Annotated in this window: 23 protein-coding genes; 15 read left to right on the top strand and 8 right to left on the bottom strand. The window is 50.5% G+C overall.

Features of this window, described 5'->3' with window-relative positions:
- The 3 genes from thrB (at position 1) to FH968_RS16865 (ending at position 2,744) form a co-directional block, all read left to right on the top strand.
- Positions 1–930, top strand: a complete 930-nt coding sequence (gene thrB, locus FH968_RS16875; RefSeq protein WP_139881672.1) for a homoserine kinase — start codon at positions 1–3, stop codon at positions 928–930.
- A 3-nt stretch (positions 931–933) separates the two neighbouring features.
- Positions 934–2,220 (top strand): threonine synthase, encoded by a 1,287-nt coding sequence (thrC, locus tag FH968_RS16870; RefSeq protein WP_139881670.1) that lies wholly within the window; start codon positions 934–936, stop codon positions 2,218–2,220.
- A 215-nt stretch (positions 2,221–2,435) separates the two neighbouring features.
- The gene (locus FH968_RS16865; RefSeq protein WP_139881667.1) at positions 2,436–2,744 is read left to right on the top strand and encodes a DUF2502 domain-containing protein; all 309 of its coding nucleotides are present in this window, start codon (positions 2,436–2,438) and stop codon (positions 2,742–2,744) included.
- 36 nt (positions 2,745–2,780) lie between these two features.
- On the opposite strand, the gene yaaA is transcribed toward FH968_RS16865, so the two are convergent.
- Together yaaA and FH968_RS16855 are read right to left on the bottom strand one after the other, a co-directional pair.
- The gene (yaaA, locus tag FH968_RS16860; RefSeq protein WP_139881665.1) at positions 2,781–3,554 is read right to left on the bottom strand and encodes a peroxide stress protein YaaA; all 774 of its coding nucleotides are present in this window, start codon (positions 3,552–3,554) and stop codon (positions 2,781–2,783) included.
- A gap of 69 nt (positions 3,555–3,623) precedes the next feature.
- On the bottom strand, positions 3,624–5,069 hold the full coding sequence (locus tag FH968_RS16855) for a sodium:alanine symporter family protein (protein WP_139881662.1): 1,446 nt from the start codon (positions 5,067–5,069) through the stop codon (positions 3,624–3,626).
- A 215-nt stretch (positions 5,070–5,284) separates the two neighbouring features.
- On the opposite strand from FH968_RS16855, the gene tal reads away from it, so the two are divergent.
- The 3 genes from tal to FH968_RS16840 all read left to right on the top strand — a co-directional run bounded on the left by tal (position 5,285) and on the right by FH968_RS16840 (position 8,388).
- Positions 5,285–6,238, top strand: coding sequence for a transaldolase (gene tal / locus FH968_RS16850; protein WP_139881659.1), 954 nt, complete (start codon positions 5,285–5,287; stop codon positions 6,236–6,238).
- A gap of 111 nt (positions 6,239–6,349) precedes the next feature.
- Positions 6,350–6,937, top strand: a complete 588-nt coding sequence (gene mog, locus FH968_RS16845; RefSeq protein ID WP_139881657.1) for a molybdopterin adenylyltransferase — start codon at positions 6,350–6,352, stop codon at positions 6,935–6,937.
- A 125-nt stretch (positions 6,938–7,062) separates the two neighbouring features.
- The gene (locus tag FH968_RS16840; RefSeq protein ID WP_189389169.1) at positions 7,063–8,388 is read left to right on the top strand and encodes an MFS transporter; all 1,326 of its coding nucleotides are present in this window, start codon (positions 7,063–7,065) and stop codon (positions 8,386–8,388) included.
- A 56-nt stretch (positions 8,389–8,444) separates the two neighbouring features.
- Here the strand turns inward: FH968_RS16840 and satP are convergent, their stop codons facing one another.
- Complete coding sequence (gene satP / locus FH968_RS16835; protein ID WP_139881652.1) at positions 8,445–9,011, bottom strand: acetate uptake transporter; 567 nt, start codon at positions 9,009–9,011, stop codon at positions 8,445–8,447.
- A gap of 297 nt (positions 9,012–9,308) precedes the next feature.
- Between satP and dnaK the strand changes: the two genes are divergently transcribed.
- The 4 genes from dnaK to nhaR all read left to right on the top strand — a co-directional run bounded on the left by dnaK (position 9,309) and on the right by nhaR (position 14,827).
- A complete protein-coding gene (dnaK, locus tag FH968_RS16830; protein WP_139881649.1) occupies positions 9,309–11,225 on the top strand; it encodes a molecular chaperone DnaK in 1,917 nt (638 codons plus the stop codon).
- Between the two features lie 86 nt (positions 11,226–11,311).
- Complete coding sequence (gene dnaJ / locus FH968_RS16825) at positions 11,312–12,451, top strand: molecular chaperone DnaJ (RefSeq protein ID WP_139881647.1); 1,140 nt, start codon at positions 11,312–11,314, stop codon at positions 12,449–12,451.
- Between the two features lie 236 nt (positions 12,452–12,687).
- Positions 12,688–13,854, top strand: a complete 1,167-nt coding sequence (gene nhaA / locus FH968_RS16820; protein WP_139881645.1) for a Na+/H+ antiporter NhaA — start codon at positions 12,688–12,690, stop codon at positions 13,852–13,854.
- Positions 13,855–13,933: 79 nt separating this feature from the next.
- On the top strand, positions 13,934–14,827 hold the full coding sequence (nhaR, locus tag FH968_RS16815; RefSeq protein WP_139881643.1) for a transcriptional activator NhaR: 894 nt from the start codon (positions 13,934–13,936) through the stop codon (positions 14,825–14,827).
- A gap of 74 nt (positions 14,828–14,901) precedes the next feature.
- Here nhaR and rpsT read toward each other — a convergent pair whose 3' ends face one another.
- Positions 14,902–15,165 carry a 30S ribosomal protein S20 gene (gene rpsT, locus FH968_RS16810; RefSeq protein ID WP_034459390.1) on the bottom strand — a complete coding sequence of 88 codons (264 nt, stop codon included), beginning with the start codon at positions 15,163–15,165 and terminating at the stop codon, positions 14,902–14,904.
- 327 nt (positions 15,166–15,492) lie between these two features.
- Between rpsT and ribF the strand changes: the two genes are divergently transcribed.
- Genes ribF through ispH form a run of 5 tightly spaced genes read left to right on the top strand, consistent with a single transcriptional unit; the run spans position 15,493 to position 21,181 of the window.
- Positions 15,493–16,425: a bifunctional riboflavin kinase/FAD synthetase gene (ribF, locus tag FH968_RS16805; RefSeq protein WP_139881640.1), complete on the top strand. Its 933-nt coding sequence runs from the start codon at positions 15,493–15,495 to the stop codon at positions 16,423–16,425.
- 28 nt (positions 16,426–16,453) lie between these two features.
- A complete protein-coding gene (gene ileS / locus FH968_RS16800; RefSeq protein ID WP_139881637.1) occupies positions 16,454–19,270 on the top strand; it encodes an isoleucine--tRNA ligase in 2,817 nt (938 codons plus the stop codon).
- A complete protein-coding gene (gene lspA / locus FH968_RS16795; protein WP_139881634.1) occupies positions 19,270–19,776 on the top strand; it encodes a signal peptidase II in 507 nt (168 codons plus the stop codon). Before ileS ends, lspA begins: the two co-directional genes overlap by 1 nt.
- Before the next feature lie 3 nt (positions 19,777–19,779).
- Complete coding sequence (gene fkpB, locus FH968_RS16790; RefSeq protein WP_139881632.1) at positions 19,780–20,250, top strand: FKBP-type peptidyl-prolyl cis-trans isomerase; 471 nt, start codon at positions 19,780–19,782, stop codon at positions 20,248–20,250.
- Positions 20,231–21,181: a 4-hydroxy-3-methylbut-2-enyl diphosphate reductase gene (gene ispH / locus FH968_RS16785; protein WP_139881631.1), complete on the top strand. Its 951-nt coding sequence runs from the start codon at positions 20,231–20,233 to the stop codon at positions 21,179–21,181. The genes fkpB and ispH overlap by 20 nt, the downstream gene beginning before the upstream one ends.
- Before the next feature lie 63 nt (positions 21,182–21,244).
- Here the strand turns inward: ispH and FH968_RS16780 are convergent, their stop codons facing one another.
- The 4 genes from FH968_RS16780 to FH968_RS16765 are packed head-to-tail and all read right to left on the bottom strand — an operon-like array spanning position 21,245 to position 26,042.
- Positions 21,245–22,027, bottom strand: coding sequence for an SDR family NAD(P)-dependent oxidoreductase (locus tag FH968_RS16780; protein WP_139881629.1), 783 nt, complete (start codon positions 22,025–22,027; stop codon positions 21,245–21,247).
- On the bottom strand, positions 22,024–22,926 hold the full coding sequence (locus FH968_RS16775; RefSeq protein WP_139881627.1) for a dihydrodipicolinate synthase family protein: 903 nt from the start codon (positions 22,924–22,926) through the stop codon (positions 22,024–22,026). Before FH968_RS16775 ends, FH968_RS16780 begins: the two co-directional genes overlap by 4 nt.
- Entirely contained in the window at positions 22,926–24,632 is a 1,707-nt protein-coding gene (gene ilvD, locus FH968_RS16770) for a dihydroxy-acid dehydratase (protein ID WP_139881625.1), read from the bottom strand. Before ilvD ends, FH968_RS16775 begins: the two co-directional genes overlap by 1 nt.
- Positions 24,633–24,653: 21 nt before the next feature.
- The gene (locus FH968_RS16765; RefSeq protein WP_139881622.1) at positions 24,654–26,042 is read right to left on the bottom strand and encodes an MFS transporter; all 1,389 of its coding nucleotides are present in this window, start codon (positions 26,040–26,042) and stop codon (positions 24,654–24,656) included.
- Between the last annotated feature and the right edge of the window lie 60 nt (positions 26,043–26,102).

Raw genomic sequence — 26,102 nt, 5'->3', positions numbered from 1 at the left:
ATGGTTAAAGTATATGCCCCGGCTTCCAGTGCCAATATGAGCGTCGGGTTTGATGTACTGGGGGCGGCAGTTTCGCCTATTGATGGCTCCTTGCTTGGGGATTATGTGACGGTCGTTGCGGCAGACACCTTTAGTTTGAACAACATTGGCCGCTTTGCCAGCAAATTGCCACCGGATCCACGTGAGAACATTGTTTATCAATGCTGGGAGCGCTTCTGCCAGGAAATCGGCAAAAACATCCCTGTGGCGATGACGTTGGAAAAAAGCATGCCGATTGGTTCCGGTTTGGGATCGAGTGCTTGCTCAGTGGTTGCCGGGTTAATGGCGATGAACGAATATTGCGGGAAACCACTGAGCGACACACGCTTACTGAGCCTGATGGGCGAGCTGGAAGGGCGCATTTCAGGCAGCGTTCACTACGATAACGTCGCGCCATGTTTTTTGGGCGGTATGCAGTTGATGATTGAAGAAAATGGCATCATCAGCCAGTCTGTACCGGGCTTTGATGAGTGGCTGTGGGTACTGGCATATCCAGGGATTAAAGTTTCTACCGCAGAAGCTCGCGCTATTCTTCCGGCACAGTATCGTCGCCAGGATTGCATCAGCCACGGCCGCCATCTGGCTGGCTTTATTCACGCATGTCACACTCGCCAGCCACAGCTTGCAGCAAAACTGATGCGTGATGTTATCGCCGAGCCTTACCGCGCTAAATTGCTGCCACGCTTTAATGAAGCACGCCAGGCCGCAGCGGATATCGGCGCTGTGGCGAGTGGTATTTCGGGTTCCGGCCCAACTCTCTTTGCGCTGTGCGATAACACTGATACCGCACAACGCGTGGCTGACTGGCTTAGCCAACATTATTTGCAAAACCAGGAAGGTTTTGTACATATTTGCCGTCTGGACACGGCGGGCGCACGAGTTTTGGGATAACGCATGAAACTGTATAACCTTAAAGATCATAACGAGCAGGTCAACTTTGCCCAAGCGATTGTGCAGGGCTTGGGTAAACAGCAAGGGCTGTTTTTTCCACATGACTTGCCAGAGTTTGAACTGACTGAAATCGACGAAATGTTGAAGATGGATTTCGTCTCGCGCAGTAGCAAAATTTTGTCTGCTTTTATCGGTGATGAGATTTCACCAGAAATCCTCCAGGAGCGTGTGCGCGCAGCATTCGCATTCCCGGCTCCGGTCAAAAACGTTGAGCCGGACATCGGTTGTCTTGAGCTGTTCCATGGTCCAACGCTGGCGTTTAAAGATTTTGGCGGGCGCTTTATGGCGCAGATGCTCACTCATATTAGCGGCGACAAACCAGTTACGATCCTGACGGCCACCTCCGGTGATACCGGTGCGGCTGTGGCACATGCCTTCTATGGTCTGAAAAACGTGCGCGTGGTGATTCTGTACCCACGAGGAAAAATCAGCCCGCTGCAAGAGAAACTGTTCTGTACGCTGGGTGGCAATATTGAAACTGTTGCCATCGACGGTGATTTCGATGCCTGCCAGGCGCTGGTGAAACAGGCGTTTGACGACGAAGAGCTGAAAGTAGCTCTGGGATTAAATTCAGCCAACTCCATTAACATCAGCCGTTTGCTGGCACAAATTTGCTACTACTTTGAAGCCGTTGCACAACTGCCGCAGGAAGCGCGTAATCAACTGGTGGTTTCCGTACCAAGCGGTAACTTCGGTGATTTAACGGCTGGCCTGTTGGCAAAATCGCTCGGTTTGCCAATCAAACGTTTCATTGCTGCGACTAACGCTAACGACACTGTGCCGCGCTTCTTAACCAACGGGGAATGGGCGCCGAAAACGACGGTTGCCACGCTTTCTAACGCCATGGATGTTAGCCAGCCAAACAATTGGCCACGTGTGGAAGAACTGTTCCGTCGTAAGATTTGGCGTTTGACCGATCTCGGTTATGCGACAGTGACTGACGAAACCACTAAAACCACCATGCGAGAGCTCAAAGCAGTGGGTTACGTTTCTGAACCGCACGCGGCCATTGCCTATCGTGCGCTACGTGATCAGCTCCAGCCGGGGGAATATGGCCTGTTCCTGGGAACTGCACATCCGGCGAAATTTAAAGAAAGCGTGGAAGAGATCCTCGGTGAAACTCTGCCGTTGCCAGCCGAGCTTGCTGAACGCGCTGATTTACCGCTGCTTTCCCATAATCTGCCAGCAGATTTTTCCGCGCTGCGTGAATTTATGATGAGCAAAGCGTAAAGGGTTTAGTATTTCTTTAAACCACTCTACGGAGTGGTTTTTTTACGCCTGAATCATGGAGGAAATGTGCAGGAAACAAGGAGAGAAAAAGTAGGAATTCTCATAAAATGCGGTAGGTTATAGATTCGGATTGCGGAGAATAACAACCCTATGTCATTCGGCATAATCTTTCTTCAACGGCCCATAACGGGCATGAATGCAGTAAGGAGTAACTTATGTTGAAATCAATGATTCTGGCTTTATCAATTCTGGTTATCACTCCGCTTGCTGCGCAGGCTTCAGAAATTACGCTTATACCGGCGGTAAAATTACAAATTGGCGATCAGGACCATAATGGCAACTACTGGGATGGCGGCCACTGGCGCGACCGGGGTTGGTGGGACGATCATTACGAATGGCGTGAAAATAGATGGCATCAGCATGACCATCATGACGAGCATCGTGATGAACACCACGACAACGGCCATCATGATAAAGACCATCACGATAATGGTAATCACGGCGATAAATGGAAACATCACTAATTTTAAGGCGGGTAAATCTTACCCGCCTTGTTCGTTTTACTGCTCGTGACGCTTGAATATCAGCTCATGCTTGCCGGAAGCCGCTTCATCAAAGATATAGCCATCGGTGTTAAAACCGAGCAGTTGTTCAGGCTTGGTGAGTCGATTTTCAATGATGTAACGGCTCATCAAACCTCGAGCTTTCTTGGCGTAGAAACTGATGACTTTAAATTTGTCATTCTTCTCATCAAGAAACACCGGCTTGATGATTTCAGCATTGAGCTTTTTTGGCTTCACTGATTTGAAGTACTCATCTGAAGCCAGATTAATCACGATGTTGTTGCCCTGTGCTGCCAGCACCTGGTTTAGTTTCTCGGTGATGGTATCGCCCCAGAAGTGATACAGATCTTTACCCTTCGTGTTCTCAAGCTTAATGCCCATCTCCAGCCGATAAGGCTGCATCAGGTCGAGCGGGCGCAACACGCCATATAACCCGGAAAGCATTCGTAAATGCTGTTGGGCAAATTCGAAATCCGCATCACTGAATTCATCAGCCTGTAATCCCGTATACACATCACCTTTAAATGCCAGAATTGCCTGACGCGCGTTTTGTGGTGTGAAGTCAGGATGCCATTCGTGAAAACGTGTTTCGTTCAGCGAAGCGAGTTTGTCGCTGATATGCATCAGTGACGATATTTGCGGCGCACTAAGCTTGCGTGCCACCGCAATCAACTGCTGCGAATAATCCAACAGTTCGGGTTGTGTGTAACGATCGGTAGGGAGATCGCTTTGATAATCCAGTGTTTTTGCAGGTGAAATTAGAATTAGCATATCTGTTCCTTGCCGATTTTTAGCTGCTACTTTAGCAAATTCACTGAAAGAATCCGCCAATGGTTGCGATTAGCGTTTGGTTTCAGGGGGCTTAGGATTGTCCCAAATTCCCGGTTCCAGTTGGCTCTTAATTTCTGGAAAACGGTTAGGATCGAAAACTGGTGTAACACCGAGTCGCAGCTGGCGTAAGTAATCGGTACTGAGATCCCTGGCGATAGGAGAAAGCAGTAGAATTGCCGTGAGATTAGTAACAGCCATAAACGCCATCGCCACATCCGCCATCTGCCAGACCAGCGGTAATGGCGAAAGGGTTCCAAACATGACCATTACCAGCGCCAGGCAACGGAATAGCACGGTGGCAAAAGGGTTTTTCCGTTGTATAAACAGCAAATTGTTTTCAGCGTACGCATAATTGGCGACAATCGATGTGAATGCAAAAAGCATTACAATCAGGGCGATGAACCCAGTTCCCCATGAGCCAACCACACTGCTAAGCGCTTGTTGAACTAAAGTGATGCCATTCATCTGCGGATGAGGTGTGTCCAGAATCCCCGAGAAAAGAATAATTCCTGCCGTTGCTGAACAGATGATCATCGTATCGATCAGCACACCAAACATCTGCACCAGCCCTTGTGATGCAGGGTGTGGAGGCCAGGTTGCCGCCGCTGCGGCGGCATTAGGAGAAGATCCCATCCCCGCTTCGTTGGAGAACATACCGCGCTGGAAACCGGTAGTGATCGCCTGGCTAATGGTGAATCCAATGGCACCTGATGCGGCTTCTTTCCAGCCAAATGCACTTTTGAAGACCAAAGAAACAACCTCGGGCAGGCGTTCGATATTCATCGCCATCACCACCAGACTCATCAACACCCAGATAAGCGCCATAAAAGGTACTAACCATTGGGATATACGCGCGGTGCCACGCATTCCGCCCCATATGACGCTTGCTGTCAGGGCTACAAGACTAATACCAATCCAGGTTTTAGGGATGCCGAAAGCATGGTTGACTGCACTGGCAATTGAATTCGCTTGCACCGCGTTGAAAATCAAACCAAAGGCCAGCATCAGGAAGACGGAGAACATCACGCCCATCCAGCGCATTCCTAGACCACGTTCCATATACCAGGCTGGGCCGCCACGATAATTGCCTTCGCTATCGCGGGTTTTATAAAGCTGAGCAAGGGAGCATTCAGCAAAGGATGTCGCCATACCTAGCATAGCAACCACCCACATCCAGAAAATAGCACCAGGGCCACCGAGAGTCAGGGCAAGTGCCACACCTGAAAGGTTACCGCTGCCGACGCGTGCAGCAAGACTTGTGCAAAGTGCCTGGAATGAGGAAAGTCCGGAAGAATCGCCGCTTTTATTCGACAGAATTATGCTGCGTAGTTGAGTCAGGTAGCGAAATTGTACAAAGCCGCATCGCCAGGTGAACCAGAGACCCGCCCCGACTAATAAATAAATGAGGACTGAACCCCAAAGTATCTCGTTGATAAACAGAAAAAAATCTGCCATTAACATCCCTCGTTTGTCTGTGTTGTGAGCACAGTTAATTAGCGCTGTCCGCGCGTGTTCCTTTAGATTGCAGACAAATAATATACGTTATTTATCACTTCCGCGTTCAGTTCATGCTGATGTATTACTGCGGTTGCACCTGTTTTGCGTCGTGATATCATCAAGCCAGACCGGTTACATCCCCCTAACAAGTTACATCTAAGAGAAACACTATCATGACGGATAAATTGACCTCCCTGCGTCAGCTAACCACAGTTGTTGCGGACACCGGGGATATTGCGGCAATGAAGCTGTATCAACCGCAAGATGCTACCACTAACCCATCTCTGATCCTGAATGCTGCGCAGATCCCTGAATACCGCAAACTGATTGATGATGCGGTTGCCTGGGCGCGTGAGCAGAGCAGCGATCGTGCACAACAAGTTGTGGATGCGACTGACAAACTGGCGGTGAATATTGGTCTGGAAATCCTCAAACTGATCCCAGGCCGTATCTCTACTGAAGTGGATGCGCGTCTGTCTTATGACACCAATGCCAGCATCACTAAAGCAAAACGTCTTATCAAAATGTACAACGATGCGGGTATCAGCAATGACCGTATCTTGATCAAACTGGCTTCTACCTGGCAGGGTATCTGTGCTGCTGAGCAGCTGGAAAAAGAAGGCATCAACTGTAACCTGACTCTGCTGTTCTCCTTCGCTCAGGCGCGTGCTTGTGCTGAAGCTGGCGTGTTCCTGATTTCTCCGTTCGTAGGCCGTATCCTCGACTGGTACAAAGCGAATACTGATAAGAAAGAGTACGCGCCACAGGAAGATCCAGGCGTGGTTTCTGTTTCTGAAATCTACCAGTACTACAAGCAACACGGCTACGAGACTGTCGTTATGGGAGCAAGCTTCCGTAACGTGGGCGAGATTATCGAACTGGCAGGCTGTGACCGTCTGACTATCGCTCCTCCTCTGCTCAAAGAGCTGGCTGAAAGCGAAGGCGCGGTTGAGCGTAAACTGTCTTACACCGGTGAAGTCAAAGCACGCCCAGACCGTATGACTGAATCCCAGTTCCTGTGGAGCCACAACCAGGATCCAATGGCCGTTGATAAACTGGCTGATGGCATCCGTAAGTTTGCTATCGACCAGGAAAAACTGGAAAAAATGATCGGCGACCTGCTGTAATCATTGGCGTGACCGGAGCCTTCCGGTCACGATTTTTAGTTTTTCACCCTGTCTGCAACTCCTTTCGCCGTGTATCATTCCGTTAAGTTTGCTGATTTCCCCGGGAATGATATGAATACCTTACGCATTGGCTTAGTTTCCATCTCTGACCGCGCTTCAAGCGGTGTATATCAAGATAAAGGCATTCCGGCGCTTGTTGACTGGCTGGAACGAACCTTAACGACTCCTTTCCAGATTGAAACTCGCTTAATCCCTGACGAACAACCGCTTATCGAACAAGCTTTGTGTGAGCTGGTGGATGAAATGGCCTGCCATTTGGTGTTAAGCACTGGCGGCACAGGCCCGGCACGTCGCGATGTCACTCCTGACGCAACGCTTGCGATTGCTGACCGCGTAATGCCGGGGTTTGGCGAGCAGATGCGCCAAATCAGCCTGCACTTTGTGCCGACGGCAATTCTTTCACGCCAGGTGGGCGTCATCCGTAAGCAAGCGTTGATCCTGAATTTACCAGGGCAACCTAAGTCTATTCAGGAAACGCTTGAAGGTGTCAAAGACGCTGATGGCAAAGTTGTAGTACCGGGTATCTTTGCGAGTGTACCGTATTGTATACAGCTTCTGGATGGACCTTACATCGAGACAGACAGTAAAGTGGTAGCAGCTTTTCGTCCCAAAAGTGCAATCCGTGAAATAAACGCCTAAAAATAGGCTGATTGCGACATAAGATGTAGCGGCTCTGGTATGTGGAGTGGGGTTCGATATGGTAAGCTTTGCTTTACAGTGAAATGGAAACTAATAACCACACTCTTCTTTATGCGCAGGTTCTTATGTCACAACAACTATATGCAACACAACGCACAAGACCTCTGAATCGTCAGGATTACAAAACCCTGACCCTTGCCGCCCTCGGTGGTGCTCTCGAATTCTACGACTTCATTATTTTTGTTTTCTTCGCAACCGTTGTAGGGACGCTTTTCTTCCCTGCGGATATTCCTGAATGGCTTCGTCAGCTACAAACTTTCGGCATCTTTGCCGCGGGTTATCTGGCACGTCCGTTAGGTGGGATTATCATGGCTCACTTTGGTGATCTGGTTGGTCGTAAAAAGATGTTCACTTTGAGTATCTTGCTAATGGCGCTGCCAACGCTTGCGATTGGTATGTTGCCAACCTACGAAACGCTCGGTATTGCCGCACCGATATTGCTGCTTTTGATGCGTGTACTTCAGGGTGCGGCAATCGGCGGTGAAGTACCTGGCGCGTGGGTATTTGTTGCAGAGCACGTTTCTTATAAACGTATCGGTATTGCGTGCGGCACGTTAACCGCCGGTTTAACCGTAGGTATTCTGCTGGGTTCGGTTGTTGCCACCATTATTAATACCTCGATGACACAGCAAGCGATTCACGATGGCGGCTGGCGTATTCCATTCTTCCTCGGTGGTATTTTCGGGCTGGTGGCAATGTATCTACGCCGCTGGTTGCAAGAGACGCCAATCTTTATTGAGATGCAGCAACGTAAAGCGCTGGCAGAAGAGTTGCCGTTGAAATCAGTCATTACGAACCATAAAAAAGCAGTGGTGGTTTCCATGCTGCTGACCTGGTTGCTGTCGGCGGGTATTGTCGTGGTTATTTTAATGACGCCAACATGGTTGCAAAAACAGTTGGGCATTGCACCAGCGCTGACGCTACAGGCGAATAGCATTGCGATAATTATGTTGTGTATTGGTTGTATCGTTGCGGGGTTGGTTATTGACCGTATTGGTGCCAGCAAAACGTTTATCGTGGGCAGTCTGTTGCTGGCTGTTTGTAGCTGGATGTTTTATCACCTGACAGTAAGCCATCCCGAGCACCTGTTCTTTTTATATGGGCTGGTCGGTTTTAGCGTCGGAATTGTGGGTGCTGTTCCGTACGTGATGGTCAGAGCGTTTCCGGCGGAAGTGCGATTTAGCGGCATTTCGTTCTCTTACAATATGTCTTATGCCATTTTCGGTGGCCTGACACCTATCTTTGTCACCATGCTGATGGGCATATCTCCGATGGCCCCTGCCTGGTATGTGCTGGCACTGGCGATGGTAGGGCTGGCGTTGGGAATATGGCTTCGCAACGATTTAACACATGAGAATAAGGTGGTCGAGAGGCCGCTACAACATTCATAAAAAAACGCGGAGCCAGGCTCCGCGTTTTTGTTTTCTTACCACAGCGACTGCGGGAATTAGTGTTTTTCACCAATTGGCAACACGGTACGGCCAAACTGCTCGTTGAGCACTTCGCCCATTGCCAGATAAATGGCAGCAGAACCACAAACCAGACCAACCCAACCTGCAACATGAATGATGCCTTCGTTATCAGCAAAGTGACCGATAGAAAGCAAGGCAAACAGGACAGTCAGGCTTGCGAACACGAATTGCAGCATGCGTGCAGATTGCAGAGTACCGAAGAACATGAACAGTGTGAACACGCCCCACAGACCCAGGTACGCGCCGAGGAAATGTGCATTTGCAGCGTCTGCAAGACCCATCTTAGGCATGATCAGAATGGCGACCAGAGTCAGCCAGAAAGAGCCATAAGAAGTGAATGCTGTCAGGCCGAAAGTATTACCTTTCTTAAATTCCAACAGGCCGGCAAAAATTTGTGCGATACCACCGTAAAAAATGCCCATTGCAAGGATGTTGACATCAAAAGGGAAGATGCCGGTGTTATGCAGGTTGAGCAGAATGGTGGTCATGCCGAAGCCCATCAAGCCCAGGGGAGCTGGATTAGCCAACTTAGTGTTGCCCATAGTTCCTCTAAAATTCGTCTGAAAATGAATATACGTAATAGCCTCGCCGCCGTGAAAGGGCTGCGGGGCGCGGCATCATAATCAGGTGTAGGGCTCGAGTCTATGATCTAAACAGGTGTGAAGATGAAAATTTTTTTACCTTGCCCCTTGATGGCGAGCGTAGTGACCCCATCTTGTATGCAACCGCAGTTGATGGACCTGAAAAAAAAGCACGTTTGGGCAGTTGAAAGACTTTTGTTTGCCCGCATAACAGGTTCACAACCACATGACGAACAAATTTTAAGTGGAGACGTTTAGATGGGTAAAATTATTGGCATCGACCTGGGTACTACCAACTCTTGTGTAGCGATTATGGATGGTACTACTGCTCGCGTTTTGGAAAACGCCGAGGGCGACCGCACCACTCCTTCTATCATTGCTTATACCCAGGATGGTGAAATTCTGGTTGGTCAGCCGGCTAAACGTCAGGCAGTGACTAACCCGCAGAACACACTGTTCGCGATCAAACGCCTGATTGGCCGCCGCTTCCAGGACGAAGAAGTTCAGCGCGACGAAGCTATCATGCCGTACAAAATCATCGGCGCTGATAACGGCGACGCATGGATTGACGTGAAAGGCCAGAAAATGGCACCTCCGCAGATCTCTGCTGAAGTGCTGAAGAAAATGAAGAAAACCGCTGAAGATTACCTGGGTGAGCCAGTAACTGAAGCTGTTATCACCGTTCCTGCATACTTCAACGATGCACAGCGTCAGGCAACTAAAGATGCTGGCCGTATCGCAGGTCTGGAAGTAAAACGTATCATCAACGAACCAACCGCAGCTGCTTTGGCTTACGGTCTGGATAAAGAAGTGGGCAACCGTACTATCGCGGTTTACGACTTGGGTGGTGGTACTTTCGATATCTCTATTATCGAAATTGATGAAGTTGATGGCGAAAAAACCTTTGAAGTACTGGCAACCAACGGTGATACCCACCTGGGTGGTGAAGACTTCGATAGCCGTCTGATCAACTACTTAGTGGAAGAGTTCAAGAAAGATCAAGGTATCGATCTGCGCAACGATCCACTGGCTATGCAGCGTCTGAAAGAAGCTGCTGAAAAAGCGAAAATTGAGCTGTCTTCTGCTCAGCAGACCGACGTGAACCTGCCGTACATCACAGCAGATGCCACCGGTCCAAAACACATGAACATCAAAGTGACTCGCGCGAAACTGGAATCTCTGGTCGAAGACCTGGTGAACCGTTCTATCGAGCCACTGAAAGTTGCACTGCAAGATGCTGGCCTGTCCGTCTCCGATATCCAGGACGTAATCCTGGTTGGTGGTCAGACTCGTATGCCAATGGTGCAGAAAAAAGTTACTGAGTTCTTCGGTAAAGAACCGCGTAAAGACGTTAACCCGGATGAAGCTGTAGCAATCGGTGCGGCAGTTCAGGGTGGTGTTCTGGCGGGTGATGTAACTGACGTACTGCTGCTGGACGTTACCCCTCTGTCTTTGGGTATCGAAACCATGGGCGGTGTGATGACATCACTCATCAACAAAAACACCACTATCCCAACGAAGCACAGCCAGGTGTTCTCTACCGCTGAAGACAATCAGTCTGCGGTAACCATCCATGTGATTCAGGGTGAGCGTAAACGTGCGGCGGATAACAAATCTCTGGGTCAGTTCAACCTGGATGGTATCAGCCCAGCACCGCGCGGCATGCCGCAAATCGAAGTTACCTTCGACATCGATGCTGACGGTATTCTGCATGTGTCTGCGAAGGACAAAAATAGCGGTAAAGAGCAGAAGATCACCATCAAGGCTTCTTCTGGTCTGAACGAAGAAGAAATTCAGAAAATGGTTCGCGATGCTGAAGCTAACGCCGAAGCTGACCGTAAGTTCGAAGAGCTGGTTCAGACCCGTAACCAGGGCGACCACCTGATGCACAGTACTCGCAAGCAGGTTGAAGAAGCCGGTGATAAACTGCCAGCTGACGACAAAACTGCTATCGAATCTGCACTGAGCGCGCTGGAATCTTCTCTGAAAGGTGAAGATAAAGCAGACATCGAAGCGAAAATGCAGGCACTGGCGGAAGTTTCCCAGAAACTGATGGAACTGGCTCAGGCACAACACGCAGAGCAGCAAGCAGGTAACGCAGCAGACGCGACTACCGCTGGCAAAGACGACGATGTTGTTGATGCAGAGTTCGAAGAAGTTAAAGACAAAAAATAATCGCCCTTTGAGCGGTTGATACACTGGCACGGGCGTCGAGGTTTTCCTCTGCGCCCGTGCACGCATGTTAGGGGCAGACAAAAAAGATGGCGAAGAGAGACTATTACGAGGTTTTAGGCGTTCCGAAAAACGCGGAAGAGCGTGAAATCAAGAAAGCCTACAAACGCCTTGCGATGAAGTTCCACCCGGATCGTAATCAGGGTGATAAAGAATCAGAGGCGAAGTTCAAAGAAATCAAAGAAGCCTACGAAATCCTTACTGACGAGCAAAAACGTGCAGCGTACGACCAATATGGCCATGCTGCGTTTGAGCAAGGTGGTATGGGTGGCGGCGGACACGGTGGATTTGGTGGCGGCGGTGCCGACTTTGGCGATATCTTTGGCGACGTATTCGGTGACATCTTCGGTGGTGGCCGTCGTCAACGCGCTACTCGCGGTTCCGATTTACGCTACAACATGGACTTAACGCTGGAAGAAGCAGTACGTGGCGTTACCAAAGAGATCCGTATCCCAACGCTTGAAGAGTGTGGTGTTTGCCACGGTAGCGGCGCGAAAGCGGGCTCCAAGCCACAAACGTGCCCAACTTGTCATGGACAAGGCCAGGTACAAATGCGCCAGGGCTTCTTCACGGTGCAGCAAAGTTGTCCGCACTGTCAGGGCCGCGGTTCGATTATTAAAGATCCGTGCAACACCTGTCATGGTCATGGCCGTGTAGAAAAAACCAAAACTCTGTCGGTGAAAATCCCGGCGGGTGTTGATACCGGCGACCGTATTCGTCTTGCAGGCGAAGGCGAAGCGGGCGAGCATGGCGCACCGTCAGGTGATTTGTACGTTCAGGTTCAGGTTAAACAGCACCCAATCTTTGAGCGCGAAGGTAATAACCTGTATTGCGAAGTGCCAATTAACTTTGCAATGGCAGCTCTGGGTGGCGAGATTGAAGTCCCAACACTTGATGGTCGTGTGAACCTGAAAGTGCCTGGCGAAACGCAAACGGGCAAATTGTTCAGAATGCGTGGCAAAGGGGTGAAATCCGTACGTGGCGGGGCACAGGGTGACCTGTTATGCCGCGTTGTGGTGGAAACACCTGTCAGCCTGAATGAAAAGCAGAAGCAGTTGCTGCGCGATTTGGCTGAAAGTTTTGGTGGGCCAAGCGGTGAAAAAAACAGTCCGCGTTCAAAGAACTTCTTTGATGGCGTGAAGAAATTCTTTGATGACCTGACCCGCTAAAATTCACTCTCCTTTTCTGCAGTAAGAAAAGGTAGTGCAAAAAGCCTGAATCGAATTTTTTTGATTCAGGCTTTTTTTATGCACCAGACAATGATTAGCTTAATTTGCGATTCAGTTCGTTTTTTTCGAGTATTTATCGCTATATAATCTACTTTTATCGATGTATTGGAAGGGTTATGCTAGATACATATTAATGGCTTAAATGTTTAAGACATTCGAATAAGTTGGATGAAAGAATGACAAAAAAACTAAAATGCTTTTTTAACAATGACGCCTCAAGCGGCATCGTTTTAATCCTTGCCGCTGTGCTGGCAATGGTTCTTGCTAATCTTAGTTCCACCAGTGGGTTGTACCAATCGTTTCTGGATACACCGGTAGAAGTTCGTATCGGTTCTCTGGATATCAGCAAAAACCTGCTGTTATGGGTTAACGATGCGTTGATGGCAATCTTCTTCTTGATGATTGGCCTTGAAGTTAAACGCGAAATGGTTAGTGGCTCGCTTGCCAGCATGCGCCAGGCATCATTCCCGGTAATTGCGGCATTGGGCGGCATGGTTATCCCTGCGGCAATTTATCTGCTGTTCAACTTCCAGGACCCAATTACTCGTGAAGGTTGGGCGATTCCAGCTGCAACAGATATCGCCTTCGCACTGGGTATTTTAGCATTGCTGGGAAATCGCGTACCGCTAGCTCTCAAAGTGTTCCTGATGGCGCTGGCAATTATTGACGACCTGGGCGCGATTGTTATCATCGCCTTGTTCTACACCAATGACCTTTCAATACTCTCGCTGGCTGTCGCGGCGGGTGCTATCGCAGTACTGGCACTGTTGAATATTTGCAACGTACGCCGTACTGGTTTGTATATTTTGGTCGGTGTAGTGCTATGGACTGCGGTGTTGAAGTCGGGTGTTCACGCAACGCTTGCTGGGGTCATCATCGGTTTCCTTATTCCACTAAAAGAAAAAAATGGACGTTCCCCGGCTAAAGAGTTGGAGCATGTGCTTCATCCTTGGGTCGCGTTCCTGATTCTGCCCTTGTTTGCCTTTGCCAATGCGGGCGTATCGTTAAGTGGCGTCACCTTTGCTGGATTAACCTCGCTGTTACCGATGGGAATTATGGCGGGTCTGTTTATCGGTAAGCCACTGGGTATTAGCCTATTTTGTTGGGCGGCTCTTAAGCTGAAACTGGCGACCTTGCCAGAAGGAACTACCTGCAAGGAAATCATGGCCGTAGGCGTGCTGTGCGGGATTGGCTTCACGATGTCGATTTTCATCGCGTCACTGGCGTTTGACGGAGCCGACCCAGCGCTGATTACCTGGGCGAAACTGGGTATCTTATTAGGGTCACTGCTTTCAGCGGTGGTGGGTTATTGCATGCTGAGAAGTCGTTTCAGTACGCAATGACAGCATAATTAATATTTCCACTAACGGCTCCTGAGGGAGCCGTTAGTCAATGGATTGTTTATCAGGGAGCGAATAACGCATGTCACATATCAACTATAACCACCTCTACTACTTCTGGCATGTCTGCAAAGAAGGTTCCGTGGTGGGTGCCGCTGAAGCACTTTATTTAACACCGCAAACCATTACTGGACAGATCAAAGCATTAGAAGAACGTCTGCAAGGTAAACTGTTTCGCCGCCAGGGGCGTGGTCTGGTGCCGTCTGAATTGGGCCAGCTCATTTTCCGCTATGCGGACCGCATGTTTACGTTAAGTCAGGAAATGCTGGATATTGTGAATTATCGCAAAGAGTCCAGCCTGTTGTTTGATGTGGGTATTGCGGATGCGCTGTCAAAACGCTTGGTGAGCGGCGTGCTGGATGCGGCGGTCGTCGAAGACGAACAAATTCACCTACGCTGTTTTGAATCAACTCACGAAATGCTGCTGGAGCAATTGAGCCAACACAAACTGGACATGATCATCTCCGATTGCCCCATTGATTCGACTCAGCAAGAAGGGCTATTTTCGGTGAAAATCGGCGAGTGTGGCATTAGTTTCTGGAGCCAGAATCCGATTCCTGACCTGCCTTTCCCTGCATGTCTTGAATCCCGACGCTTATTGATTCCGGGCCGGCGTTCTATGTTAGGACGTAAGATCCTGAACTGGATTAACGGGCAGGGACTTAACGTTGAGATTCTTGGTGAGTTCGATGATGCGGCTTTGATGAAAGCCTTTGGTGCAGCACACAATGCAATTTTTGTCGCGCCAACACTGTACGGCCAGGATATCTACAACGATGAAAATATTGTTGAGATCGGGCGAGTTGAGAATGTGATGGAAGAGTATCACGCGATATTTGCTGAACGTATGATTCAACATCCGGCAGTGCAGCGTGTGTGTAACCGGGATTATTCAGCTCTGTTTAAAGAATCCTAATAAAGAACAGCAAATTTTAGATATAAAAAAACCGGCATAAGCCGGTTTTTTTCAAGCTACCAACGAAAAGGCGATTAAGCCAGTTTGTTGATTTGCGCTACAAGGTTAGCCTTATGACGCGCAGCTTTGTTTTTGTGGATCAGACCTTTGCTAGCCTGACGATCCACGATTGGTTGCATTTCGTTAAATGCTTTCTGTGCAGCAGCTTTGTCGCCAGTTTCAATCGCTGCGTATACTTTCTTGATGAAAGTACGCATCATAGAGCGACGGCTTGCGTTGTGCTTACGAGCCTTTTCAGACTGTACAGCACGTTTCTTAGCTGATTTGATATTAGCCAAGGTCCAACTCCCAAATATGATCTATGTAGACAATTCAAAGGCCGAGGAATATGCCCTCTTAGCCTTCTTTTGTCAATGGATTTGTGCAAATAAGCGCCGTTAAACTTACGACACCTCTTACGTTGTGATGGCGCGGATTCTACCAGCATCGGGCTTGCGAATACAGCCTTTAGCTAACAAAATTCGTTCAAAAGCGCGTCTTCGCGTTGAAACTGCCTCTCAGCATAATGAAATCCTTATAGCTTTATACCAAAGGGGGCAATCGCCGGTTAACCTTCACCGCGGTAATTGATATAATCCGCCGATTTCCACTGTTTTGAGCCAGCCATGAAGCTGATACGCGGCATACATAATTTACGCCAGAACCACCACGGGTGTGTCCTCACCATTGGTAATTTCGATGGCGTTCATCGAGGCCACAAGTCCCTATTAAAAGGACTGTGTGCGGAAGGGCGTGCACGCAATCTACCGGTGATGGTCATGATCTTTGAACCACAGCCGCTTGAGCTTTTTGCAGGTGACAAAGCCCCTGCGCGTCTTACACGCCTGCGCGAAAAGCTTCGTTATCTGGCCGAGTGCGGTGTGGACTACGTACTGTGTGTGCGTTTTGATCGTCGTTTTGCCGCATTCACAGCACAAAACTTTGTCAGCGAATTGCTGGTCGACCAACTCGGGGTAAAATTCCTCGCGGTGGGTGATGATTTCCGCTTTGGTGCTGGTCGCCAGGGGGATTTCTTGTTATTACAGAAGGCTGGGCAGGAATTTGGCTTTGACGTCACCAGTACGCAAACCTTCTGCGAAGGTGGCGTGCGTATCAGCAGCACGGTTGTACGCCAGGCTCTGGCTGATGATGACTTAGCGCTTGCCGAAAGCTTACTTGGCCATCCGTTTATCATCTCCGGGCGCGTTGTCCACGGTGATGAACTGGGAAGAACCATTGGTTTCCCAACGGCAAATATACCGCTGCGTCGCCAGGTATCCCCGGTGAAAGGGGTTTTTGCAGTAGAAGTCGCCGGTCTGGGTGACAAACTGCTGCCTGGCGTTGCCAATATTGGTACACGCCCGACTGTGGCGGGGTTGCGCCAACAGCTAGAAGTCCATTTACTTGACGTTGTAATGGATTTGTATGGGCACCATATTGATGTGGTGCTACGTAAAAAAATACGAAATGAACAACGGTTTGCTTCGCTTGATGAACTGAAAGCGCAAATCGCCAAAGATGTGGTAACCGCCCGCGAATTTTTTGGGCCAAATACCTGAGCAAGCTAACTACGGAACCGAGAATCTAATGAGTGACTTTAAATCTACCCTGAATTTACCGGAAACAGGGTTCCCGATGCGTGGCGATCTCGCCAAACGCGAACCGGGCATGCTGGCTCGCTGGAATGATGATGACCTGTACGGCATTATCCGTAATGCAAAGAAAGGCAAAAAATCCTTCATTCTGCATGATGGCCCTCCATACGCGAACGGCAGCATTCACATTGGTCACTCAGTAAACAAGATTCTGAAAGATATTATCGTGAAGTCCAAAGGACTGAGCGGTTTTGACTCCCCGTATGTGCCAGGTTGGGACTGCCACGGTCTGCCTATCGAGCTGAAAGTAGAGCAACTCATCGGTAAACCAGGTGAGAAAGTATCTGCATCAGAATTCCGCGCAGCATGCCGTAAATACGCAGCTGAACAAGTAGATGGTCAACGTGCCGACTTCATCCGTCTGGGCGTGTTGGGTGACTGGTCACGTCCGTACCTGACTATGGATTTCAAAACTGAAGCGAACATCATCCGTGCGCTCGGTAAAATCGTCGGTAACGGTCACCTGCATAAAGGGGCTAAACCGGTGCACTGGTGTGTCGACTGCCGTTCAGCATTGGCTGAAGCGGAAGTTGAGTACTATGACAAAACCTCTCCATCTATCTTTGTTAGCTTCCAGGCAGTTGATGCCGACGCGGTAAAAGAGAAGTTTGGTGCAACGCAGGTTAACGACCCAGTTTCTCTGGTTATCTGGACGACTACGCCGTGGACGCTGCCATCAAACCGTGCAGTCGCTCTGAATGCAGAATTCGAGTATGTACTGGTGCAGGTTGATGGCCAGGCGCTTATCCTCGCTAAAGATTTGCTCGAAAGCGTAATGAAGAGTGCGGGTATCGCCGAGTGGACTGTTCTGGGCACGACTAAAGGTGCTGAGCTGGAATTGACTCGCTACAAGCATCCGTTCTTAGAGTTTGACGTTCCGGCAATTCTGGGCGATCACGTCACGCTGGAAGCGGGTACCGGTGCTGTCCATACCGCACCAGGTCACGGCCCGGACGACTACGTTATCGGTCAGAAATATGGTCTGGAAGTGGCTAACCCGGTGGGTCCAGACGGTTGCTACTTGCCTGGTACTTACGAAGGTCTGGACGGTGTTCAGGTCTTTAAAGCCAACGACCTGATCGTCAATATCCTGCGTGATAAAGGCGCTCTGCTGCATGTTGAAAAACTGCTTCACAGCTACCCGCACTGCTGGCGTCACAAAACTCCGATCATCTTCCGTGCAACACCTCAGTGGTTTGTGAGTATGGATCAAAAAGGCCTGCGTGAGCAGTCCTTGAAAGAGATCAAAGACGTGCAGTGGATCCCTGACTGGGGCCAGGCGCGCATTGAATCAATGGTTGCTAACCGCCCGGACTGGTGTATCTCTCGCCAGCGTACCTGGGGCGTGCCAATGTCTCTGTTCGTACACAAAGACACTGAAGAACTGCACCCGCGCACACTGGAACTAATGGAAGAAGTGGCTAAGCGTGTAGAACAAGATGGCATTCAGGCGTGGTGGGATCTCGACCCACGCGACATCATGGGTGACGATGCCGACAACTACACCAAAGTGCCAGACACTCTGGACGTGTGGTTCGACTCCGGTTCAACGCATTCATCTGTTGTTGATGTGCGCCCAGAATTCAACGGCCATGCGGCAGACATGTATCTGGAAGGTTCGGATCAGCATCGCGGCTGGTTCATGTCTTCACTGATGATTTCTACTGCGATGAAAGGCAAAGCGCCTTACCGCCAGGTACTGACTCACGGCTTCACCGTTGATGGTCAGGGCCGTAAGATGTCCAAATCCATCGGCAACACTGTTTCTCCGCAAGATGTGATGAACAAACTGGGCGCGGATATCCTGCGTCTGTGGGTGGCATCTACCGATTACACTGGCGAAATGGCAGTATCAGACGAAATTCTGAAACGCTCTGCCGACGCTTATCGTCGTATTCGTAACACTGCTCGTTTCCTGCTGGCGAACCTTAATGGTTTCAACCCAGAAACCGACATGGTGAAACCAGAAGAGATGGTTAAGCTTGATCGTTGGGCTGTGGGTTGTGCTCAGGAAGCACAGACCGATATCCTGGCTTCCTACGAGAGCTACGACTTCCACGAAGTGGTGCAACGCCTGATGCGTTTCTGCTCCATCGAAATGGGCTCGTTCTACCTCGATATCATTAAAGACCGCCAGTACACCGCAAAAGCAGACAGCGTAGCGCGTCGCAGTTGCCAGACTGCTCTGTTCCACATTGCAGAAGCATTGGTTCGCTGGATGGCGCCAATCATGTCCTTCACCGCTGACGAAATCTGGGCTTATCTGCCGGGTTCTCGTGAGAAATACGTCTTTACCGGCGAATGGTACGAAGGCCTGTTCGGTTTGGCTGATAGCGAAACCATGAACAATGATTACTGGGACACGCTGTTAACTGTGCGCGGTGAAGTAAACAAAGTTATCGAACAAGCACGTGCGGATAAACGTGTGGGCGGTTCTCTGGAAGCAGCAGTCACCCTGTTTGCCGACAGCGAACTGGCAGCGAAATTGAACAGCCTGGGCGATGAATTACGATTTGTCCTGTTGACCTCAGGCGCTGAAGTTGCCGATTATGCGCAGGCAGGTGATGACGCACAGCAGAGTGAAATTCTCAAAGGGTTAAAAGTCTCTTTGCGTAAAGCCGATGGTGAGAAGTGCCCGCGTTGCTGGCATTACACCACCGATGTCGGCCAGGTAGCGGAACACGCAGAAATCTGTGGCCGCTGTGTAACCAACATAGCCGGTGACGGCGAAAAGCGTAAGTTTGCCTGATGAGTAAATCGATTTGTTCAAGCGGCCTGCGCTGGCTGTGGCTAGTGGTTGTGGTACTGATCGTCGATCTGGGCAGTAAATACCTGATCCTCCAGCATTTCATGCTGGGGGACACTGTATCCCTGTTCCCGTCGCTGAATCTGCACTATGCCCGTAACTACGGTGCTGCGTTTAGCTTCCTTGCAGATAGTGGCGGCTGGCAGCGCTGGTTCTTCGCAGGTATCGCTATCGGTATTTGTGTCGTTCTGGCCGTGCTGATGTACCGCGCGAAAGCCACTCAGAAGCTGAATAATATCGCCTATGCTTTAATTATTGGCGGTGCACTTGGCAACTTGTTTGACAGGCTTTGGCATGGTTTTGTGGTCGACATGATCGATTTTTATGTCGGCGACTGGCACTTTGCCACGTTTAATTTGGCCGATACGGCAATCTGTATCGGTGCGGCGCTAATTGTACTGGAGGGGTTCTTTGTCTCCTCCGACAAGCCCGCAAAGCAGAAAGGATAATCCATGGCTGAGTCTATCCAGGCCAATAGCAGAGTATTAGTGCATTTCACTCTGAAACTCGAAGATGGCTCCACTGCCGAGTCGACCCGCAATAACGGCAAACCGGCACTCTTCACGCTGGGCGACGAAACACTGTCGCCGGGTATGGAAGACCAGCTTGTCGGCTTGAAAGCAGGGGACAAAAAAACGTTCTCTCTGGCACCAGAGTCGGCGTTTGGTATTCCAAGTCCGGACATGATCCAGTATTTCTCGCGTCGTGAATTTATTGATGCGGGTGAGCCGGTACCCGGTGCGATTATGCTATTTACTGCAATGGATGGCAGCGAGATGCCAGGTGTAGTGCGTGAAGTTAATGGCGATTCCATCACCGTTGACTTTAACCACCCACTCGCCGGGCAAACCATTCATTTTGATATCGAAGTACTGGAAATCGATCCGGTACTGGAGGCGTTGAATGCAGATCCTGTTGGCTAACCCTCGCGGCTTTTGTGCCGGGGTAGACCGCGCTATCAGCATTGTTGAAAACGCGCTGGCCATTTACGGCGCGCCAATTTATGTCCGCCACGAAGTGGTGCACAACCGCTATGTGGTAGATAGCCTGCGCGAACGTGGGGCGATTTTCATCGAGCAGATCAGTGAGGTGCCGGATGGCGCAATCCTGATTTTCTCAGCACACGGAGTTTCTCAGGCGGTGCGCAGCGAAGCAAAAGGCCGTGATTTAACGGTGTTTGATGCGACTTGCCCACTGGTGACCAAAGTGCATATGGAAGTTGCTCGCGCCAGCCGTCGTGGTGAAGAATCCATTCTGATTGGCCATGCTGGTCACCCGGAAGTGGAGGGCACCATGGGCCAGTACAGCAACCCAAAAGGTGGCATGTACTTGGTTGAATCACCGGAAGATGTCGGCAAGCTGGATGTGAAAAACGAAACCAAACTTTCGTTTATGACGCAGACCACGCTTTCTGTGGATGACACTTCAGATGTGATTGACGCGCTGCGTAAACGCTTCCCGAAAATCATCGGCCCACGTAAAGATGACATTTGCTACGCAACGACTAACCGTCAGGAAGCCGTGCGTGCGCTGGCAGATGAAGCTGACGTGGTGCTGGTCGTGGGGTCGAAAAACTCGTCCAACTCCAATCGTCTTGCTGAGCTTGCACAACGCATGGGCAAAGCCGCATACCTGATTGACGATGCAACTGATATCCAGGATGTCTGGGTTAAAGATGCCAAGTGTGTCGGTGTGACTGCTGGGGCGTCTGCGCCAGATATTCTGGTACAAAACGTGCTGGCTCGCCTGCGTGAACTGGGTGGCAGCGAAGCGCGTGAGCTGATTGGGCGTGAAGAAAACATCGTTTTCGAAGTGCCGCGTGAGCTACGTGTGGATGTGAAAGAAGTCGAGTGATTTCGGCCATCAGACAGAATTAAATGGGGAGCCTCGGCTCCCCATTTTTATACCTGCGATTTATCAAACGTCGTCTCTATCTTGCATGATGGCACTACGCCCGCCATCCATCACAATCGTGGTGCCAGCAATAAAACCGGCGTTTTCGCTGGATAGGAACAGGCAAAGTTCGCCTACTTCTTCAGGGCGACCAATACGCCCGACAGGGTGTTTTTTGATGGTTTTTTCACGGGCGAGACGTCCGTCAGTGTGTGAATCAAACCACACCTGATTGCCGTCGGTATCGATAAAACCAGGCGCGATGCCGACGGTACGAATTTCTGGCCCCCATTCGATAGTCAGGCTCTGTACCAGCGACAGCAATGCACGTTTGCTAATGTTATAAGGTGCACATCCTGGCATGGTAGAGAACGCGTGATTTGAAGTCATGATAAGAATCACCCCTTTGCTTTTGGCTAGCGCAGGACGGGCACATTTCGCCATAAACCAATGGGAGCGCAAGTTCAGGTCAAAGTTATGCGACCAGTCGTTCTCTTCGCAATCAATCCCTTTAAAGACGTTCTTGCCTGCATTTGACACCAGCACATCAATATGGCCAAACAGTTTTTCAGCATCGGTAACAAACTGCTTTATTGACTCGGTTTTGGTGACATCGACGGAAAAGTAGAAGAAACGCTCCGGATAATCAGCCAGTAATTTTTGCGCGCCACTCGCTTTTTCCAGTGTGGAATAAGCACAACCAATGACAATATCGCCATTATTCAGATAAGTTTGCGCTATCGCGTGGCCAATCCCTTGGCTGGCTCCGGTCACGATGATTACGCGAGTAGATTGTTGGGTTTTCATAATAATTCCCTGATGAAGTTGTCAATAAGCTGATGATCTTCAGGCGTAAGATGCCAGCCAGGTTTACGGCAATAATCGGTCGCGATAAGGCCGCGCTGCATCAGAATCGTTTTCTCGACCTGAATGATGTATTCGCAGTGCGCCATCCAGCGCTGTATGTACGGTAGCAGCGCCTGGTGCAATGCCTCGGCCTGTTGCTGTTCTCCGCGCTGCCATTGTTGGTAAATGCGCACATACACTTCGCTAAACGAACAACCTGGCATCACGCCTTTGCCACCTGCCTCCAACATTTGCAGCATATACAATCCAGCATAGCCATTAAGCACGCTGGCCTGCGGAGCTTTGGCTAAGAATTCACGGGTGTAATCCACTGGCGGATTGCACTCGATTTTAAACACCGCATGGGGATAACGAACAGCGACTGCCGCTAACTGTTCTGGGGTAATCGCAAGACCTGTTTCTCCCGGTGCGTATTGCACCATCACCGGAATATCCACCGCTTCCAGCACAGCAAAAATATGTTCCTGAATCGCCTGTGGACTGGGTTGCAGGAAAAACGGTGGCAGCAGCATGAGTGCATCAGCACCCAGTGAGGCGTAATAACGCGCACGTTTTACAGCAACTTCTGTGCTGTGGTCGGTGACGGACATTGCCCGATACAACGAACTGCCCGCCAGCGTGCTGACAAGCAGTTGTGCCAGGCGGTTGCGCTCGTTGTCTTCAAGTTTTGGAAACTCGCTGGCGATGCCAAACAGCGTGGTGCCTTGTGCGCCGGTATTGCCGATATGCTCGAGCAGGCGCACAAAACTGACTTCGTCGATTTCCCCGCTAGCGGTAAACGGCATAGCGACAATCGGGTTTACCCCAACAATATCCGCCGCAGTAAAATGCTTAGCCATTAGTCATCCTCCCTGTCTGCCAATACGGCACCTTGCGCGGCAGGTAACGCCCAGCGGCGGTACAAACGCAGAAAACCGCGAGGAACTTCTTTATTGACGGGTTTCCAGTTTTCGCGGCGCGTTGCCAGAACAGTTTCTGCCACATGCAACGTCAGAGTACGGGACGGAATATCAATGGAGATTTCATCCCCGTCTTCCACCAGACCCAGTTCACCGCCATCCACCGCTTCCGGTGAAATATGGCCGACGAACAAACCGCGGTTCGAGCCGGAGAAACGCCCATCGGTAATTAATGCACAGGTATCGGACAGGCCCATCCCTTCGAGGGATTTCATCGGTTTGTACATTTCCGGCATGCCTGGGCCACCTTTCGGGCCTTCGTAGCGTAGCACCAGCACGCTACCCGGCTGGATTTGGCCGGACATAATCGCCTCGACGGATTCTTGCTCGCTGTTGAACACCACAGCAGGGCCACGGAAGACCATCAGGTTTTCCGGCACTGCCGCAGGTTTCACCACGCAACCCAGCGGCGACAAATTACCGTGCAGCACCGCAACACCGGCTTCATTACGCACCGGAATGGCGAGGGTATGAATCACTTCCGGGCGACAACTACGTTTACCAACGGCGTGCAATTCAGCTTTGGTTTTACCTGTCACTGTCAGCGCATCCATGTGCATCAGTTTGCTGATTTCATACTCCACTGCCTGCACGCCGCCCGCTTCCCAGAAATCGATCATGTCGTGTTCGGATGCCGGATAGAGCGAGGCAACCAACGGCACTCGGTGGCTGAGTTCATCAAATGCAGAAAGTGGCAGATGGCCGAGTTCGGCTTCGTAATAAATTGCCTGTAAATGTAGGATGGCATTGGTTGAGCCGCCGGTTGCCAGCAGATAAACCATCGCGTTATGAATGGATTCTGCGGTAATAATCTGGCGTGCATTAACCCCGTTGAGCACCAGTTCGACAGCCTGACGCCCTGTTTCTACAGCGCAATCGCGGCGTTCTTGCGAAACGGCAGGCAACGTACTGCTGCCTGGCAAACTCATCCCCAGAACTTCACCGATACAGCACATGGTGTTCGCCGTACCATACATGGTGCAGGAACCTGGTCCTGGTTCTGCGATGTTCTCGATATGAGCGAACTCCTCCTCGCTGATTTCGCCACGTTTCTTCCAGCCAATGGCTTCGGTAACGATGTTGCCGTCCCAGTGTTTACCTTTATATTCAGCCGGATACATTGGGCCGCCGTTGACCATAATCGCCGGGATATCCAGCCGTGCCGCCGCCATTAACATTGCCGGAACGATTTTGTCGCACGAACCGAGCAGCACCATGCCATCAAAACGGTGGGCGCGCATCATCACTTCGATTGACGCGGTAATCACCTCGCGGGCAGCGAGAATATAGCGCATTCCTAAATGCCCTTCGGCAATACCGTCGCAAGGGGCAATAGTGCCAAACACCATGCCCACGCCACCGGCTTCTTCAATACCTTCAAGCACTTTGGCTGTTAGCTCATTCAGATTGGCATGGCCCGCCGTTGCGTTGGTGTAACTGTTCACTACTGCAATAACGGGTTTACGCAGTTGCTCGTCGGTATGGCCCATTGATTTATACAGAGCACGTTTCAGCGCGCCGTCATCATCTTCAAGGATTGGGTTGAAATGCGTGCCACAACTGGCACATCCGCCACATCCACTCATATTCTCAATCTCTTTATAACGTTAGCGATTAATGTGATGGGCAGCATCAGGCTGCACATCGCTGCGTTCAGGTACTGCGATAACTTTTTTCGGGTTTGCCAGTCGGGCTGGCAGCGTGAGGATCAGCGGGGCGCAAAGCAGCAGGAAGCCCGCCAGAATGTATAAACCGGTGTCGGTACGGCCAGTCGTGTCTTTCAGCCAGCCAAGAACCGTTGGGCCAAAGAAGCCCGCCAGGTTGCCGATGGAGTTAACGAAAGCGATACCTGCGGCGGCGGCAGTACCGGAGAGCAATGCGCCGGGCAGGCTGATATAAGTTGGGATTAGCGCCAGGGTGCCGGACATCGCCACGCAAATCCACGCCATCATCCAGAAGGTGGAACCGCTGCAATATGCGCTCAGCGCAAGGCCAATGCAGCCGATCAGCGCAGGAATAGCGATATGCCAACGGCGTTCTTGTTTCAGGTCGGAGTGGCGACTGTTCCACACCATGAAGCATGCGCCGAACACATAAGGTAGTGCCGCCAGTAGGCCGATATGGAAATCATCGTTAACACCGGAGCTTTTGATTATCGACGGCAGCCAGAAATTAATGCCGTAGTAGCCGATGTTGAAGCTAAAGAACACCACTGCCAACAGCCAGACATAGCCGTTTTTCAACATGCCTTTCAGGCTGCTGTCGACTTTGCCCTGATTAGCAAGGGCGCGGTTGGCGGCGTCTTTTGCCAGGTCGTTAATCACAATCTGCTTTTCGGCATCGCTCAGCCATTTGGCCGATTTCACGTCGTTATCCAGATAACGCAGCACCACGAACGCCAACAGGAAAGAGGGAACAGCTTCGACCAAAAACAGCCACTGCCAGTTATGCAAACTGCCAACGCCTTCAAACAGCTTGAGGATCAAACCGGAAAGCGGACTACCAATAATGGTGGAAAGAGGCGTGACGAGAATAAACAGCCCGAGGGTGCGGGCGGATCGCCACGAAGGGAACCACAGCGTGAGATAAAACACGATGCCAGGAAAGAAGCCAGCTTCTGCCACGCCGAGTAAAAAGCGCACCGCGTAAAACTGCGTCGGCGTGGTGACAAACATCATGCCCGCTGAAAGCACCGCCCATGTCACCATGATGCGGGCAATCCAGAAACGTGGACCGAAGCGTTGCATCAGCAGATTGCTGGGCATTTCAAACAGGAAGTAGCCGATAAAGAAGATGCCCGCCCCAAGCCCGTAGACCGTGTCGCTGAAGTTCAGCGCATCCTGCATGTGCAGTTTGGCGAACCCAACGTTTACGCGGTCCAGGTAGGCGAAGAAATAACACAAAATCAAAAACGGAATAAGTCGCTTGGTTATCTTGCTATAGACCCGCGACTCAGCGGTAGAACCCGCTGATTTTCTTTCTATTATGCCACTCATGTTCATCTCCAGGGTGTAGGGCTGGGCTTTTGTAGGTCGGATAGCGCAGCGCCACCCGAT

It is taken from the genome of Buttiauxella sp. B2 (assembly GCF_006376615.1).
In the GTDB taxonomy this organism is placed as follows: Bacteria; Pseudomonadota; Gammaproteobacteria; order Enterobacterales; family Enterobacteriaceae; genus Buttiauxella.
This window is presented reverse-complemented; position numbering and strand designations above follow the sequence as displayed.